At 36.2% G+C, this 14,340-nt stretch carries 17 protein-coding genes and 1 pseudogene; all 18 read left to right on the forward strand.

The window, feature by feature from the left end; all coding sequences use genetic code 11:
- The first annotated feature begins 31 nt into the window (after window positions 1–31).
- The 18 genes and pseudogenes from rimM (at window position 32) to JCM21531_RS12930 (ending at window position 14,210) form a co-directional block, all read left to right on the forward strand.
- Window positions 32–556, forward strand: a complete 525-nt coding sequence (gene rimM / locus JCM21531_RS12855; RefSeq protein WP_038290516.1) for a ribosome maturation factor RimM — start codon at window positions 32–34, stop codon at window positions 554–556.
- Window positions 546–1,298 (forward strand): annotated as a pseudogene (gene trmD / locus JCM21531_RS25120) (tRNA (guanosine(37)-N1)-methyltransferase TrmD). The gene rimM and the pseudogene trmD overlap by 11 nt, the downstream one beginning before the upstream one ends.
- Window positions 1,299–1,439: 141 nt before the next feature.
- A complete protein-coding gene (rplS, locus tag JCM21531_RS12865; protein ID WP_038290488.1) occupies window positions 1,440–1,784 on the forward strand; it encodes a 50S ribosomal protein L19 in 345 nt (114 codons plus the stop codon).
- A 161-nt stretch (window positions 1,785–1,945) separates the two neighbouring features.
- On the forward strand, window positions 1,946–2,611 hold the full coding sequence (gene lepB, locus JCM21531_RS12870; RefSeq protein WP_038290490.1) for a signal peptidase I: 666 nt from the start codon (window positions 1,946–1,948) through the stop codon (window positions 2,609–2,611).
- 23 nt (window positions 2,612–2,634) lie between these two features.
- A complete protein-coding gene (gene ylqF, locus JCM21531_RS12875) occupies window positions 2,635–3,510 on the forward strand; it encodes a ribosome biogenesis GTPase YlqF (RefSeq protein WP_038290492.1) in 876 nt (291 codons plus the stop codon).
- Window positions 3,511–3,531: 21 nt separating this feature from the next.
- Window positions 3,532–4,185, forward strand: coding sequence for a lactate utilization protein (locus JCM21531_RS12880; protein WP_038290494.1), 654 nt, complete (start codon window positions 3,532–3,534; stop codon window positions 4,183–4,185).
- Between the two features lie 164 nt (window positions 4,186–4,349).
- Window positions 4,350–5,120, forward strand: a complete 771-nt coding sequence (gene rnhB / locus JCM21531_RS12885; RefSeq protein WP_038290495.1) for a ribonuclease HII — start codon at window positions 4,350–4,352, stop codon at window positions 5,118–5,120.
- Window positions 5,121–5,157: 37 nt separating this feature from the next.
- The gene (locus tag JCM21531_RS22255) at window positions 5,158–5,370 is read left to right on the forward strand and encodes a hypothetical protein (RefSeq protein ID WP_243467651.1); all 213 of its coding nucleotides are present in this window, start codon (window positions 5,158–5,160) and stop codon (window positions 5,368–5,370) included.
- 26 nt (window positions 5,371–5,396) lie between these two features.
- Window positions 5,397–6,794 carry a flagellar hook-length control protein FliK gene (gene fliK / locus JCM21531_RS12890; protein ID WP_243467652.1) on the forward strand — a complete coding sequence of 466 codons (1,398 nt, stop codon included), beginning with the start codon at window positions 5,397–5,399 and terminating at the stop codon, window positions 6,792–6,794.
- A gap of 17 nt (window positions 6,795–6,811) precedes the next feature.
- Window positions 6,812–7,096 (forward strand): EscU/YscU/HrcU family type III secretion system export apparatus switch protein, encoded by a 285-nt coding sequence (locus JCM21531_RS12895; protein WP_038290520.1) that lies wholly within the window; start codon window positions 6,812–6,814, stop codon window positions 7,094–7,096.
- Between the two features lie 14 nt (window positions 7,097–7,110).
- Window positions 7,111–7,494 (forward strand): YraN family protein, encoded by a 384-nt coding sequence (locus tag JCM21531_RS12900; RefSeq protein ID WP_407652316.1) that lies wholly within the window; start codon window positions 7,111–7,113, stop codon window positions 7,492–7,494.
- Between the two features lie 56 nt (window positions 7,495–7,550).
- Window positions 7,551–8,225 (forward strand): RadC family protein, encoded by a 675-nt coding sequence (gene radC / locus JCM21531_RS12905; RefSeq protein ID WP_038290500.1) that lies wholly within the window; start codon window positions 7,551–7,553, stop codon window positions 8,223–8,225.
- Window positions 8,226–8,329: 104 nt separating this feature from the next.
- Window positions 8,330–9,265, forward strand: coding sequence for a dipeptidase (locus JCM21531_RS12910; RefSeq protein ID WP_038290503.1), 936 nt, complete (start codon window positions 8,330–8,332; stop codon window positions 9,263–9,265).
- A gap of 673 nt (window positions 9,266–9,938) precedes the next feature.
- The gene (locus JCM21531_RS12915) at window positions 9,939–11,126 is read left to right on the forward strand and encodes a pyridoxal phosphate-dependent aminotransferase (RefSeq protein ID WP_038290506.1); all 1,188 of its coding nucleotides are present in this window, start codon (window positions 9,939–9,941) and stop codon (window positions 11,124–11,126) included.
- 134 nt (window positions 11,127–11,260) lie between these two features.
- Window positions 11,261–12,091, forward strand: coding sequence for an XAC2610-related protein (locus tag JCM21531_RS12920; RefSeq protein WP_038290509.1), 831 nt, complete (start codon window positions 11,261–11,263; stop codon window positions 12,089–12,091).
- A 630-nt stretch (window positions 12,092–12,721) separates the two neighbouring features.
- On the forward strand, window positions 12,722–12,940 hold the full coding sequence (locus tag JCM21531_RS22260) for a hypothetical protein (RefSeq protein WP_243467653.1): 219 nt from the start codon (window positions 12,722–12,724) through the stop codon (window positions 12,938–12,940).
- A complete protein-coding gene (locus JCM21531_RS22265; protein ID WP_243467654.1) occupies window positions 12,937–13,200 on the forward strand; it encodes a hypothetical protein in 264 nt (87 codons plus the stop codon). The genes JCM21531_RS22260 and JCM21531_RS22265 overlap by 4 nt, the downstream gene beginning before the upstream one ends.
- Before the next feature lie 449 nt (window positions 13,201–13,649).
- Entirely contained in the window at window positions 13,650–14,210 is a 561-nt protein-coding gene (locus JCM21531_RS12930; RefSeq protein WP_038290511.1) for a hypothetical protein, read from the forward strand.
- The last annotated feature ends 130 nt before the right edge of the window (window positions 14,211–14,340 follow it).

Consider the following 14,340-nt stretch of genomic DNA (forward strand, 5'->3'; position numbering starts at 1 on the left):
ACTAATAGATATAGATGGTGGTGTAAAGCAAGTGGTGCAATATTTGCAAATAGGAAAAATTGTGAATACTCATGGTGTAAAGGGAGAGGTCAAGGCCATTCCGCTTACCGACAACCCTCTTAGGTTTAACAAGCTTAAGTGGGTCTATGTATCCAAGGAAACATCCGACGAAATGCCAAAGTTTGATATTGTATCTGTAAAACACCACAAGAACTTTGTAATCATCAAGTTCAGTGGGATTGATGATATGAATGCTGCAGAAAAACTCAAGGAGCATTTTGTGATTATTGACAGAAAGGATGCTGTAAAGCTTCCTGAAGATACCTTTTTTATTTGCGACCTGATTAATATGAATGTATTCGACATAGAAGGAAAAAGTCTGGGCGTGCTGACCGATGTTCTAACTACCGGAAGCAATGACGTGTATGTAGTAAGAAATGAGAATAAAAAGGAAATTTTAATACCGGCGCTAAAGTCTGTGGTAAAAGAAGTTTGCCTAGAAAACAGGAAAATAGTAGTAGATTTGCCTCAAGGATTGATTGATGATGAAGTTTGATGTGTTGACGCTTTTTCCCGAAATCTTTGATGCCGTACTCGGTGAAAGCATTATAGGGAGAGCCCGGAAAAACAATATAATACAAATCAACACTATAAATATTAGAGATTTTTCTTTAAACAAGCACAGGAAAGTAGATGACTACCTTATGGTGGCGGGGGCGGCATGGTGATGATGGCTCAGCCATTTATGATGCCTATCTTTCCGTATTAGAAAGGCTTAACTACGAAAGGCTTTACTACAAACCCAGGGTTATTTACTTAAGCCCTCAGGCAGAGTACTCAATCAGCAAATAGTCAAGGAGCTTTCAAAGGAACAGCATTTGATTTTACTTTGCGGCCACTATGAAGGTGTTGATGAGCGGGTCATAGAAGAAATTGTTGATGATGAGATTTCCATAGGGGATTATGTGCTTACGGGCGGGGAACTGCCGGCAATGGTTCTTATTGACTCTATCAGCAGACTCATTCCGGGAGTTTTGTCAAATGAGGAATCCTATTCTCAAGAGTCCCATTATGAAGGTCTTTTGGAGTATCCTCAATACACGAGACCCTATGAGTTTTGTAAAAGGAAAGTACCTGATGTGCTGATGTCAGGACATCATGAGAACATAAACCGTTGGAGAAGACAGCAGTCGCTAAAAAGAACCTATTTAAAGCGGCCGGATTTGTTTAATAAGCTGTCCCTTGATGAAACGGATAGGAAGCTTTTGGAAGAAGTGTTGGAGGAAACTGAAAAGTAGATATTAAATTTTTATATCTAAAATAAATAAAATGGCAAAAAAATATTTACAATATTTTAAGTGTATGATATAATGTCATCCTGTGGAATACGGACGGTCCGCTGTTTTATACAAGAACGTCTACGAGGGAGGAGGATAAAAATGGATGTAATAAAAGCTATTGAGCAAGAACAGCTTAAGGCAGATGTAGCTAATTTCTCAATAGGAGACTATGTAAAAGTACATGCAAAAGTTATTGAAGGTAACAGGGAAAGAATCCAGGTTTTTGAAGGTACTGTAATTGCTAGAAAAGGCTCTGGACTCAAAGAAACTTTTACAGTTAGAAGGATATCTTACGGAGTTGGAGTTGAAAGGATTTTCCCGATTCACTCACCAAGAATTGCTAAAATTGAAATTGTGAGAAAAGGTAAAGTTAGAAGAGCGAAGCTTTACTATCTGCGTGACAGAGTCGGTAAAGCAGCAAAAGTTAAAACAAAATTAGATTAAAATATTTAGAATAAAGGGGACTTAATAGTCCCCTTTATTTCGCAATTTGAGTGTTTGTTCAATTTCTTCTGCCCATTCTTTCCTCAGGGCGAAAATAGTGATATAATAAATACTATCATTGAATTTTTATTTTATCATTTTATTTTTAAGGGTTGTATAATATGGAATTTAGAAAAAAACCTACCGGCATTGACCAAAATCACAAGGATGAACTTGAAAAAAAGTTTGGGGCCAATTTTCAGGCAGAAAAACCAAAGTATTTTAGGGAAACAGTAAAATGGTTTTGCCTTATAATTATAGCTTTGTTGACGGCTCTTATACTTAGAGCCTATGCGTTTGAATGGGTGGTGGTTCAAGGCCAATCCATGGAAAACACTCTTTACAACGAACAGATTTTATTTGTGAACAAGTTGAATTATGACAATCCCAAAAGAGGAGACATTGTCATAATTCAAATTTATGAAGGAAATTGGGATTATCTGTACTTTTTTAAAGATATACCTCTTTTTAGAGCACTTTTTCCCTGTAAGGGGGAAGTAAACTATATTAAGAGGGTGATAGGACTTCCGGGGGATGAGATTGATATTCGGGACGGGTATTTGTATATAAACGGTGAAAAGCAGAATGAGCCGTATGTAAAAGGATTAACCTACGAGCAAAGCTTTGACCTTCCCAGGATAGTACCTGAGAATAAAGTATTTGTTATGGGTGATAATAGAGAGTATAGCAAGGACAGCAGGCAGCTGGGCTTTATTGACTTTGAGCGCATAAAAGGTAAGGCGGTTTTCAGAGTAAAGCCCATAAAGGATTTTGGCAGTATTTATTGATTATATTGAATTGGGAGGAACAAATGAATATTCAGTGGTTTCCGGGTCATATGGCTAAGACCAGGAGGATTCTTGCAGAAAACCTGAAAATGGTTGATGTGGTTGTTGAGCTTTTAGATGCGAGAATCCCGGCAAGCAGTAAAAATCCTGAAATAGACGGTATAGTTAGGAATAAGCCAAAAATCGTTGTATTAAATAAAGCCGATCTGGCTGATGAAAAGGTTTCGAATGAGTGGAGCAAATGGTATAATTCTCAAGGTTATGCTACTATTTTTATTGATTCCATAAAAGGAACAGGAATAAAGCAGCTAAAAGACAAAATGCGGGATGTTATGAAGGACAAGCTTGAAAGAGACAGGCAGAAAGGAAGGATTTTCAGGCCTGTAAGGACCATGATTGTCGGCATACCCAATGTAGGAAAATCTTCTCTTATAAACAAGATTGCCGGGAAAAGAAGTGCGGTGACCGGCGACAGGCCCGGTGTTACGCGCAACAAACAGTGGATAAATGTCAATAATGAGATTCAGTTGCTGGATACGCCGGGGATTCTCTGGCCTAAATTTGAAGATGAGACGGTGGGCATAAATCTGGCCGTTACCGGTGCGATAAAGGATGACATAATAGATACTGTGGAGCTGACATCCATTTTACTTGAGCGCCTTTCGGAAACCTATCCGGAAAAAATTAAAGAAAGGTACAAGCTTGAATCGTTGCAGGACAAAAAAGGGTATGAGCTCTTGGAAGAAGCGGGAAAAAAGAGAGGTTGCATAATTTCGGGAGGAGAGGTGGATCTTACGAGAATTGCTGCAATTGTACTCGATGAGTTCCGGGGCGGCAAAATCGGCAGAATATCCCTTGAAAGGCCTGGGGATGTAAGTTCGTTATCGACGACAGAATAATATACTATAGGGGTGTTATAAATGGCAAGAAGTGAAGAAATCGTTCGTGAAAGATATAAATTGATGGCTCCAAGAATAATAAAAGCTTTAAATCAAAGAAATTTTGAGGCATACTTTTGTGAGACTGCCAAAGAAGCGGTTGAGTTTGCATTATCTCTAATTCCGCAAGGGGCATCGGTGGCTTGGGGCGGCTCTATGACTCTTGAGGAAATTGGAATGATAGAACAGCTTAAAAAGGGAAACTATCAAGTGATTGACCGCGATGCTGCAAAGTCTCAGGAAGAACGTTTTTCTCTGATGCGTCAGGCTCTATTGTCCGATGTGTACTTGTCCAGTGTGAATGCGATAAGTGAAGATGGAATAATGGTAAATATCGACGGAAGGGGAAATCGCGTTTCGGCAATAGTGTTTGGACCTAAAACGGTAATACTTGTTGTTGGTATGAACAAAGTTTGCAGGGATTTGGAGAGTGCAAGAAAACGGGCACATACCTATGCAGCCCCAAATAATGCATTGCGTTTGGGATTGGAGCTTCCCTGTACCAAAACAGGTTGTTGTTGTGACTGCAATAGAAATAATACGGGAAGTATTTGTGCTCAGATTGTGGAAATGCACAGCAGTATTGATGAGGGCAGGATTAAAGTAATCCTTGTGGGCGAAAATCTCGGATTATGATGGGGCTTATGGTAAATTAAGTTTGGTATTATACCATAGTACATATGACTTTAACAACTTATTGATATTATTCTCATATGCTTATTCTTATTTAGAGTTTTGGAATTATCGTAAAATTGCATTAATATATAATGGCCACAGGGATATGGTTTTGGCTAAGGGAGATGAAAACCATGACTATTAAGCAAATTGAGCAGTCCATAGAAGGTTTGGATTTGGACAAAGCTTTGGAGAAGCTTTATTGTTTTAAGGATGAGTTTGGAGACAAGGTTGACAAAATCATAGAAAAGTATGAAAAGAAGAAACTTAAGTACGAAAAAGAGTTAAACAGATACTTGGGAATGTGCATATATGAAAAAGAGGCCTATCAGAGAGGCTATAAAATGATTGCCGGAATTGATGAAGCAGGGCGAGGCCCTCTTGCCGGTCCCGTTGTAGCTGCTGCGGTTATCCTTCCTCAAGATGTTTTCATAGAAGGTCTCAATGATTCTAAAAAGCTCAGTGAAACTCAAAGGGAAAAACTATTTGATGTCATTAATGATAAAGCACTTGGGGTAGGCATCGGAATTGTAGATGAAAAGCAAATTGATCAAATAAATATTTTGAATGCGACAAAGGTAGCAATGAAATTGGCTGTTTGCAATCTAAAAATTGCTCCGGATATTCTTTTTATCGATTCTCTAAGACTTGACGATATAAATATTGTACAAAACCCTATAATCAAGGGCGATGCAAAGAGCGTGTCAATTGCTGCAGCATCAATTATAGCAAAGGTTACAAGGGACCGAATATTAAAAGAAATGGATGCAAAATATCCTATGTACGGTTTTTCCAAACATAAAGGCTATGGCACCGGCGAACATATAGAAGCTATAAAGAAATACGGTATTTGTCCGATACATAGAGTGAGCTTTACTAAAAACTTTGTAGTATAGACTCAATATTCAATAAAAAGCTTTAGGGGGAAGAAAAGTGAGAATAGAGGGCTCAGAAAATGTATTAATCAACCAGGCCGGGTCTTTAGATATACTTTCAAAGCTTGATGCTGGAGATACCTTAAGGGCAAGGGTAGTTGACATTACTGCAAATGAGCTGCTCCTAAAGCTGTTTGACGGAACTTTGATAAATGCCGGTGCAATGACTCCCGTAAATGCCAAAAGGGAGAACTCATTGATTTTATTGTAAAAAACAAAGTAAACAATCAATTATTTTTGGAAATAGTCAAAGATGAGAACCAAAATGCCGCTGAGCTTGATGTTGAGAGTGAGATTAAGAACAAGTTGATTCAGCTTGGCATAAAGCCCGATAAAAGGAATATGGAGGCGGCGGCTAAAATTCGTGCCAATGGAGCTTCGATAAATGCTGAAGCCATCACCAAAGTTATCGATGCGGTGATTAAATTTAAGAACCTTACCGTTGATAAAGCAGCTTATCTTGTTTCAAATAACATTGTTCCCGAAGAAAAAAACATAAAAAGTCTGAGCATGTTTGTTGAGGGCAAAGTAAAATTAAGTGCTGAGCTTTTGGACTTGGCTTTAAGCCTTGGGGAGATTCAGGACAAGAATGTGGCTCTTGCAATCTTGAAAAAGCTTGATGCCATAGATTATTCTTCTAAAAAGAGTGGAGAAACCCCTGATGACGGCACTTCTCATATTAATTATGAAAACGGAAAAATTCAGCATAGTCAAAAAAATGGATATATTGAGGATAATATGGCTCTTAAGAGCAGCAAAGATAATTTGGGTCTTGAGTCTAATTTGTCTCAGGATGACGATGCTACTCTGGAAAATTTGGGTAATACAATGAGGCATGTTGACACGGGCGAAAAAGAATTATTACAATTAAAGAAAAAAACTGTTGATTTTATTAATAATTACAGGGAAAATATAGATAAGTCTCATAAAAAGCTTACCGGCCTTCTAAAGTCCCTTCAGACGCCAGATGACGGCAAAGTAGGGGATAAAGGTAACTTTGAGGCTCGGGATGCGGCTGAAGTAATAAAAAAATCCTTTGAAAAGATGTTTGTGAAAATCAATGAAAAAGTTGACAGTAAGGAGATTAATGTAAAGGAAATTTACAAAGATATTTATAAGAAGCTTGAAATAGTGAGGAATGTTTTGCAGGATTCCAACATTCCGGGCAAACAAGAGATTTTAAATAAGCTTGACAACATTAAAAGCAATATCAATTTTTTAAATGAGCTAAACAAACATAGTGTGTATTTCCAGATACCCCTTAAAGTATTTGACAGAAACACTACCGGTGAGCTCTATATATTAAAGAGAAACAACGGAAGAAAAAGAATTGATCCGCAAAATGCCACAGTGTTTTTGTCATTGAATACGGAAAACATGGGGCAAGTGGACTCACTTATCAACGTAAACAGAAAAAATGTCAGCATCAATTTAAGGCTTGAAAAAGATGAAGTTTATGACTTTATCAAAGAAAATTATATTGAGCTTTATGAAGGATTATTGAAAAAAGGCTACAAATTAGTGGATATCAAGTACAGGCTTATTGATGAAAAGGTGAATTTGATAAATGCCCAGGAAGTTTTGAGTAAGGAAATAGAAAGAATAAGGAGTAGAGGTTTTGACTGTAAAATTTGATTGACGGGGGAATTTTTATGCCTGGCAAGAAAAAGATAAAGCAGGTTGCAGCTTTAAAATATTCACCGGACGATGACAAAGCCCCTCAGATTATAGGATTGGGAAAAGGCGAGATTGCAGAGAAAATACTTGAAAAGGCAAAAGAAAACAACATTCCTATATATGAGAATGAAGAGCTTGCCGCTACCTTAAACGCCATGAATATTGGAGAGGAAATTCCGCCTGAGCTTTATGACATTGTGGCGCAGATACTGGTGTTTATCGGCAGCGTTGATAAAAGATACGGGCAAAAGAAAAGATAAAAATGGAGAGAAAGATGTATAGCAAAGGAAATAACAAAAGAGCTGCAGGGACATTTGGGGAGACTGCGGCTGTTGAATATCTTAAAGAAAACAATTACGAGATTATAGAAAGGAACTTTCGATATAGAAGATTGGGCGAAATAGACATAATTTCCCGGGAAAAGGATTATATTTGCTTCGTTGAAGTAAAAGCAAGAAGCTCACTGGGATACGGCTATCCAAGGGAGGCTGTGAATGCCAGAAAACAGGAGAATATAAGAAGACTTGCTCAGATATATCTCTGTAAAAACGGCATTAATGATTTAAAAGTAAGATTTGATGTGGTAGAAGTTTATATGGAGAAAAAAGGCGAGAACATTGAAATAAAAGAGATTTCTTTGATTAAGAATGCCTTTTAAAATGCTTTTTATAATATAAGTTTGATTATAAGGGTTTATTTTCTATAGGGGGAATATTGGTGCACGAAGGACACAGAAAAAGACTTAAGGAAAGATTTTTAAAGGAAGGACTTGACAGCTTCGAGCAGCATCAGGTGCTGGAACTTCTTTTGTTTTTTTCAATTCCAAGAAGAGATACCAACGAATTGGCTCACACACTTCTAAATAGGTACGGCTCTTTGTCCGGTGTATTGGAGGCAGACCCAAAAGATTTGGCAGCTACGCCGGGGATTGGGGAGAACTCTGCAATATTGCTGTCACTTATACCCCATCTTTCAAGGCGCTATCTAAATGATAAATGGAGGGACAAGCCTGAGCTTAACAGCTCGACAAAAGCCGGTCAATATGCCATATCACTTTTTTGGGGAAGAAACTATGAGGTTTTCTATGTTATTTGTCTTGATGCACAAAACAGGGTAAATTATGCCCAGTTGGTTCACGAGGGGACGATAAACGAGGCTCCGGTATATCCGAGGATAATTGTTGAGACTGCGCTGCGACACAAGGCCAACAGCGTAATTTTGGCTCACAACCATCCCGGCGGCACCTTAAATCCGTCAAAAGCGGATATTGAAGCTACCAATAGAATCAGGACAGCTCTTGAAGCCATTTCTATAAAGGTAATTGACCACATAATTGTCTGCGGGGGAAAATATGTAAGTTTTGCCGAAAGAGGATTACTCTCCGGCTGATGTTTTTAACATAATTATTTATTGTTACGCATACATTATAAATAAAGTACAACACCAAAGCTTTTGCATACGGGTCTTTAATAAACTTTTGGGGAGTGGAATCCATGATTATTGTTGATGCTCATTGCGATACCATAACAAAAATAATGGAGAACGGTACAGGTCTTCGGAAGAATAATTGCCACATTGACATAGAAAGACTTAAACCCAGAGGAAACTATGTTCAGTTTTTTGCTGCATTTATAGACCCGGCCTATTGTCAGGCGTATGCATTAAAGAGAGCCCTGCAGATAATAGACGAGTTTTATACTCAGGTAGAAGCTAGTAAAGATGACATTATGATATGTTGTAATTACAACGACGTTGTAGAGGCCGTAAAGGCAAATAAAATTGCTGCGGTGCTTTCAATAGAAGGCGGTGAAGCTCTGCAGGGAGATCTTGGGGTTTTGAGGATGCTTTACAAGCTTGGAGTAAGAAGTATTTGCCTGACATGGAATTACCGCAATGAAATAGCCGACGGTGTAAAGGACGAATCTTCGGGAGGCGGACTAACGCCCTTTGGCAGAGAAGTAATTAAAGAAATGAATAAGCTGGGAATGCTCATTGACCTTTCCCATATATCAAAAACCGGATTCTGGGATGTATTGGAGTGTACTTCCTCTCCGGTTATTGTGTCCCATTCAAATGCCCAAAGGCTTTGTGCCCACAGGAGAAATCTGACGGACAAACAGATTATTGCGATAAAAGATAACGGCGGAGTTATCGGAATAAACCTGTACCCGGAATTTTTGAACAATTCCAAAGAAGCAACAATAAAGGATATTATAAGCCATATTGAGTACATATCAAGTCTTGCAGGACCTGAACATATCGGGCTAGGAGCCGATTTTGACGGTGTTGAAAAATTGCCTGCCGGAATAAATGGAGTGCAGGATATTGAAAAAATATTTAATGAACTTGGCAAACTGAATTATTCCAACGAAAATATAGAAAAATTTGCAGGCAAGAACTTTCTTAGAGTTATCCAGAGCGTTTTATAGTATGTAAACGGTATGTAAAATGGAGCCCGTGATGATCTTCGCGCCGGCCTAGTTAAATTTCAAAACTTGTAAAAAGTTAAAAAGTAAAGAAACTTATATAGACCTTTGCTCGATTATCATTATTGCTAAAATGTGCCATAACGAAATCAACTTGGCTCAAGTCAATTTGTTATAATAAAGCAATAATAATCTTAGCTCGAATCTGAATATCCGTAAAACTAAACTTTTCAAATATTCAAGACTCTTCCCGCCGACTAATATCAAGCCTTAGCGTCAACCGTGGACGAAACCTGATATTAATCTTTGGCCGAATGTTATAAAGCCAATATAATGACCTCATAACACTCTTGGCTCAACCATCACGAACCCCTTGTGTTAATTATTTTGCCCACTATGTTTTGCTTAATACATAACATGTTGATGAATTATATTCCATTGAAATAATGATATGGTGAACTTGCATTTTGATGATGCTTGTACTTGTTATTTTATATATTTTTATAATTTCGAATTATAATAATGACTATTATAAAAACAATACCCTTTATTAAATATTGAGAATTAAATTTATGGCAAAAAATAATTTTGCATTTTTTATATCAATAACTTGCAAAAACGAATATTATATATTAAAATAAGGTACATAATATCAGATGTTTTTGGAGGGTATAAAATGGTAGTTTCAAATAAGGCGCTTTCGATTAGCCCGTCTTCTACACTGGCTATAGACGCAAAAGCGAAAAAGATGAGGTCAGAAGGAATTGATATAATTGGATTTGGTGCAGGTGAACCGGACTTTGATACACCTGATCATATAAAAAAAGCGGCAATAGATGCTATAAATGACGGTTTTACCAAATATACTCCTGCTTCAGGTACTCTTGAATTGAAGCAGGCCATTTGCCGCAAATTTAAAAAAGACAATGGGCTTGATTACAATCCTTCAAATATTGTGATAAGCAACGGTGCAAAGCATTCACTGGTTAATGCTTTTCAGGCGATTTGTAACCCCGGTGATGAGGTAATTATTCCAACTCCTGCATGGGTAAGCTATCCTGAGATGGTTAAGCTTGCCGATGGAGTGCCGGTTTACATTCATTGTACTGAAGAAGAGGGCTTTAAATTTACATTGGAGAAGCTTGAAAAGGCTATTACAGACAAAACCAGAGCAATTGTCATTAACAGCCCAAGCAATCCTACGGGTATGATTTACAGCGAAGAGGAATTGAGAGCAATAGCTGACCTGGCTGTGAGCAAGGGTATATATGTTGTATCGGATGAAATATATGAAAAGCTTATTTATGACGGATACAAGCATGTCAGCATTGCATCATTTAACGATAAAATAAAGGACCTTACCATAGTTGTTAATGGTGTATCCAAATCCTACGCAATGACAGGCTGGAGAATAGGATATACTGCCAGCAACGAGCAAATTGCAAAAATTATGAGTAATGTTCAGAGTCATGCTACATCAAATCCAAATTCAATAGCTCAGAAGGCTGCTTTGGCTGCCCTTGAAGGACCACAGGAAATAATCGATGAGATGGCAGCGGAGTTTGTGAAGAGAAGAGATTACATGGTTGAAAGGATAAACTCAATAAACGGTATATCATGTATTAAGCCAAACGGTGCTTTCTATGTGATGATGAACATATCAAAGCTTATCGGAAAAGAAATAGACGGTATGAAAATAACCGGTTCCGATAGCTTTGCAGATGCTCTCTTGGAGAAAGCAAATGTTGCTTTGGTTCCGGGCTCCGGTTTTGGAACGGACATTCACGTAAGATTGTCTTATGCAACATCCATGGCGAATATTGAAGAAGGATTAAACAGGATTGAAAAGTTTTTAAGCAAGTAATGTACATTTTTGGGTAACATGGCGGGATTCTTTTAGAATCTCGCTTTTTGCATGTTGAAGGTATTAAGAATCATAACGATATGGTTCGTATATTATATATAAAGACTATTATTCTTAACAAGGGGTTATGGCAAATGAAGGCGAAAAGGTTAGCGATTGTAATTATGCTTTTATGTTTGGGTTTGCTGGGATGTACAACAAACGGTGGAAAAGACGTTACAGAGCGAAATAATAAAATTGAAGAACCGAAAACGGATGACGGTAGCAATTCGGAAAAAGAAAAAACAGAAAACAAGGCTGATCAAAATGAGATTGAAACAAGTGAAGACACAAAAGAATCATTTACAATTGATATTGGAGATGGAAAACATAGCTTCAAAGTAGTGATGGAAGCAAAACCTTTTGAAGATGGAGAAGAAGGGGAATTCTTTGATAGCGCACTAAATATTTCGATTTACGACATCAATGATTTGTCTTCACCGGTTCAAGTTATAGAGGATAAAACATTGGATTCGCTTTTTAAAGATTATGAAATAGTCGATGCTAATTTCGATGGGTACAAGGATTTTTGCTATGTTCATATTAGAGGTAACGCCAATTATTATTGCAGATTTTGGATTTGGGATCCTAAGTCCGGGAAATTCATGGAATCTCCGGATTTGAGTGAAATATCTATGCCGCAATTTGATAATGATTTGAAAGTGGTTAAAGGATACTGGAGAAGTAGTGCCGCAGCAAATGAAACACGGTATTATAAATATATTGACGGGAAACTGACTTGTGTGAGGTATCTGGAAATGGGCAACCCTGATGGTGAGGGTATGCAAACATTGATAGTAGAGGATTATGTTGAGGGAAAGTTGGTTGAAGTCTTCAGAGAAAAAGCATTGTTGACAGAAGAATATGAAGGAGAAGTGTACGATAGATTTTTCAAGTGGTTGGATTTAAACTATCATGGCGAATGAGAATATATTATCAGAATATGAGAATATTCCTGTTTTACAGAAAGAAGTATTAAGTTTGATGCAGTGGACTATATCAGCGGCAAGGTGCATTTTAGACCTCTGAAGCTGCTAATTCTGATATATTAAAGGATTTTTTTATAAGCTGTCGCCGCATTATATCAATAAGAAAGAGTGGCAGTTTATTGAAAATTTAGATCGGTGATTAATTTATAAAAAGGCTTTACATATTAATAAACTTGAAAAATAGTATATATTTAACTAAAATAAATATTGAAGTATATTTTAATAAACATATTCACATATTTATGTGTAAAAGAACAGAAAATCATCCATTCTTTAGAGGCATTTAATGAAAACTATTTTTCTTGGCTCAATCTAGCTAATAATTTGAGGTTGAGCAACATTGGTAGAATGGAAGGTAATATGATAAATAAATTGAATAATATGATAATTAAATTAAATAAATTGATTGTAAATAGATGTATTACGCTGATATTAGCTGTTTGCTTGATTTTGACTTTGATGTTTAATTACATTTTCTGATCCAGGCATTCATCTAAAGATTCATATATTTATTCCATTCACAAAAACTATGCACTTTATTTGCTTGGATATGATTATTTTAGTGTTATGGATGGATTAAGACTTCACTCCAGGGACCTGTTGGAAAACATAATTAATAAAAAGTCAATTACTTATATGGAAGCTGATATGCTCTACACGAGATTTGACACGCTAAATGAGGGATTTCATACTTATTATGTAGATTACATAAGAGTGTATGAAGATGAGCAATTTGAAGAAATATGCAATCAACCACATTTTGGAAGGCCAAATTTGATCAAATGATGATTCCTATAGCTAAGTTCTTTTCCGAACTAAAGACGATGGCAGAGGGAAAAGAGGAACTGGCTTTAGGCAGTGAAGAAATAGAAAAATTAAAAATAGTCCTTCAGACTACAGATAAATTGATAGAAATTTATGATAAATACTATGTGTCTTTTGAAGATTCTTTGGAAGTAATACTAGATTCACGTTATCTCCAACTTAAAGAATTAGTTGAGTATTTTGGCAGAAGAGATAATAATCTTTACAAATTGAATAAATAATACCCTGTAAACTTGTTTTTATAAGCAGTAAGCTCATCACTTAGTTTGAAGTACTGGCGGCATAGATTTTTGATACATTTAATATTTTTTCACTTCAAAAATTATCGAGTTATGGGTAAGCGTCAAAAGCAGGCTCTCGTGGAGTATATGTTTGATGCTTAGTCTATTTTTTGATGCAATAAATACGCACATATTGCAAAAAAACTTTTGGTAATATAGAGTAGATAAGTATTACCAAATTTGATAAAATATCTATAGTAAAGGGGAATTTTCTTTTCAAAACCCTAGTTTCACATAATGTATATAATTATTTTAGAAAATTAAACGGCGGCATATTCAAAATATTTTTTATACATGAGTCGATAGCTTATATCCTCATGATATTTTTGAGCCAATAATTAAGCAGTACATGGTAATGAATAGATAATAAATTTTGGAGATGATTTATTATGTTATGGTTTAAAAAGGATAGAATTAAATTAATATTGTTTTTCTCTTTTTTTGCTATTATAATATTACTTCAAGTTTATCAGATAATCTTGAATACAAGAAATAAAGATTTAATTCTAAAGAGCATTAGTTTAGAAAATGAATTGATGAGTTTGAATAAAAGCTATAGTGGTAAGATTGAATCATTGAATGAAACTAATGCTGCTGTATATAGAATCGAGAAAAAGTTAGATTTTATAAGTACATCAAGTTCAGAAATGATTATAGATAAGAGACTGGATTTCGAGTTAATAGAAACAATTGTTAATCATTTTAAGGCTTATGAAGAGGAAAACTGGGAGTTGTTTATAGAAACAATAAATAGTTTAGATGAACAGTGGAAGGAAGACTATGAGGATTATAGTGGCGGAAAATATATAATTCGAAAGATTGCTCCTGTTGACCATGTAATAGAGCCTTTTTTTGTTGAGGTCATTATGGATAAAGATAGTGATCCATTTGGTTTTCATTTGTCTGTGTCTAGAGTTGATGGAAAATGGAAGATTAATATGTATGATTGAAGATAACACCTAGAGGTAATTAAAGGAGACAAATCATTTCAGATATAAGCGGGGAATAAAGATTTAGATTAGTAGAACAGGCTTTATATGAGAAATGGATGTATTGATGCTACTTCCGGTATATTTTATT

This window comes from Acetivibrio straminisolvens JCM 21531 (assembly GCF_000521465.1).
GTDB classification, from domain to species: Bacteria; Bacillota; Clostridia; order Acetivibrionales; family Acetivibrionaceae; genus Hungateiclostridium; species Hungateiclostridium straminisolvens.

Bases quoted from the DNA above. Each gene is read 5' to 3' on its own strand.
- rplS (WP_038290488.1), top strand. From the start codon at position 1,440: ATGGATGTAATAAAAGCTATTGAGCAAGAACAGCTTAAGGCAGATGTA.
- lepB (WP_038290490.1), top strand. From the start codon at position 1,946: ATGGAATTTAGAAAAAAACCTACCGGCATTGACCAAAATCACAAGGAT.
- ylqF (WP_038290492.1), top strand. From the start codon at position 2,635: ATGAATATTCAGTGGTTTCCGGGTCATATGGCTAAGACCAGGAGGATT.
- JCM21531_RS12880 (WP_038290494.1), top strand. From the start codon at position 3,532: ATGGCAAGAAGTGAAGAAATCGTTCGTGAAAGATATAAATTGATGGCT.
- rnhB (WP_038290495.1), top strand. From the start codon at position 4,350: ATGAAAACCATGACTATTAAGCAAATTGAGCAGTCCATAGAAGGTTTG.
- JCM21531_RS12895 (WP_038290520.1), top strand. From the start codon at position 6,812: ATGCCTGGCAAGAAAAAGATAAAGCAGGTTGCAGCTTTAAAATATTCA.
- JCM21531_RS12900 (WP_407652316.1), top strand. From the start codon at position 7,111: ATGTATAGCAAAGGAAATAACAAAAGAGCTGCAGGGACATTTGGGGAG.
- JCM21531_RS12910 (WP_038290503.1), top strand. From the start codon at position 8,330: ATGATTATTGTTGATGCTCATTGCGATACCATAACAAAAATAATGGAG.
- JCM21531_RS12915 (WP_038290506.1), top strand. From the start codon at position 9,939: ATGGTAGTTTCAAATAAGGCGCTTTCGATTAGCCCGTCTTCTACACTG.
- JCM21531_RS12920 (WP_038290509.1), top strand. From the start codon at position 11,261: ATGAAGGCGAAAAGGTTAGCGATTGTAATTATGCTTTTATGTTTGGGT.
- JCM21531_RS22260 (WP_243467653.1), top strand. From the start codon at position 12,722: ATGGATGGATTAAGACTTCACTCCAGGGACCTGTTGGAAAACATAATT.
- JCM21531_RS22265 (WP_243467654.1), top strand. From the start codon at position 12,937: ATGATGATTCCTATAGCTAAGTTCTTTTCCGAACTAAAGACGATGGCA.
- JCM21531_RS12930 (WP_038290511.1), top strand. From the start codon at position 13,650: ATGTTATGGTTTAAAAAGGATAGAATTAAATTAATATTGTTTTTCTCT.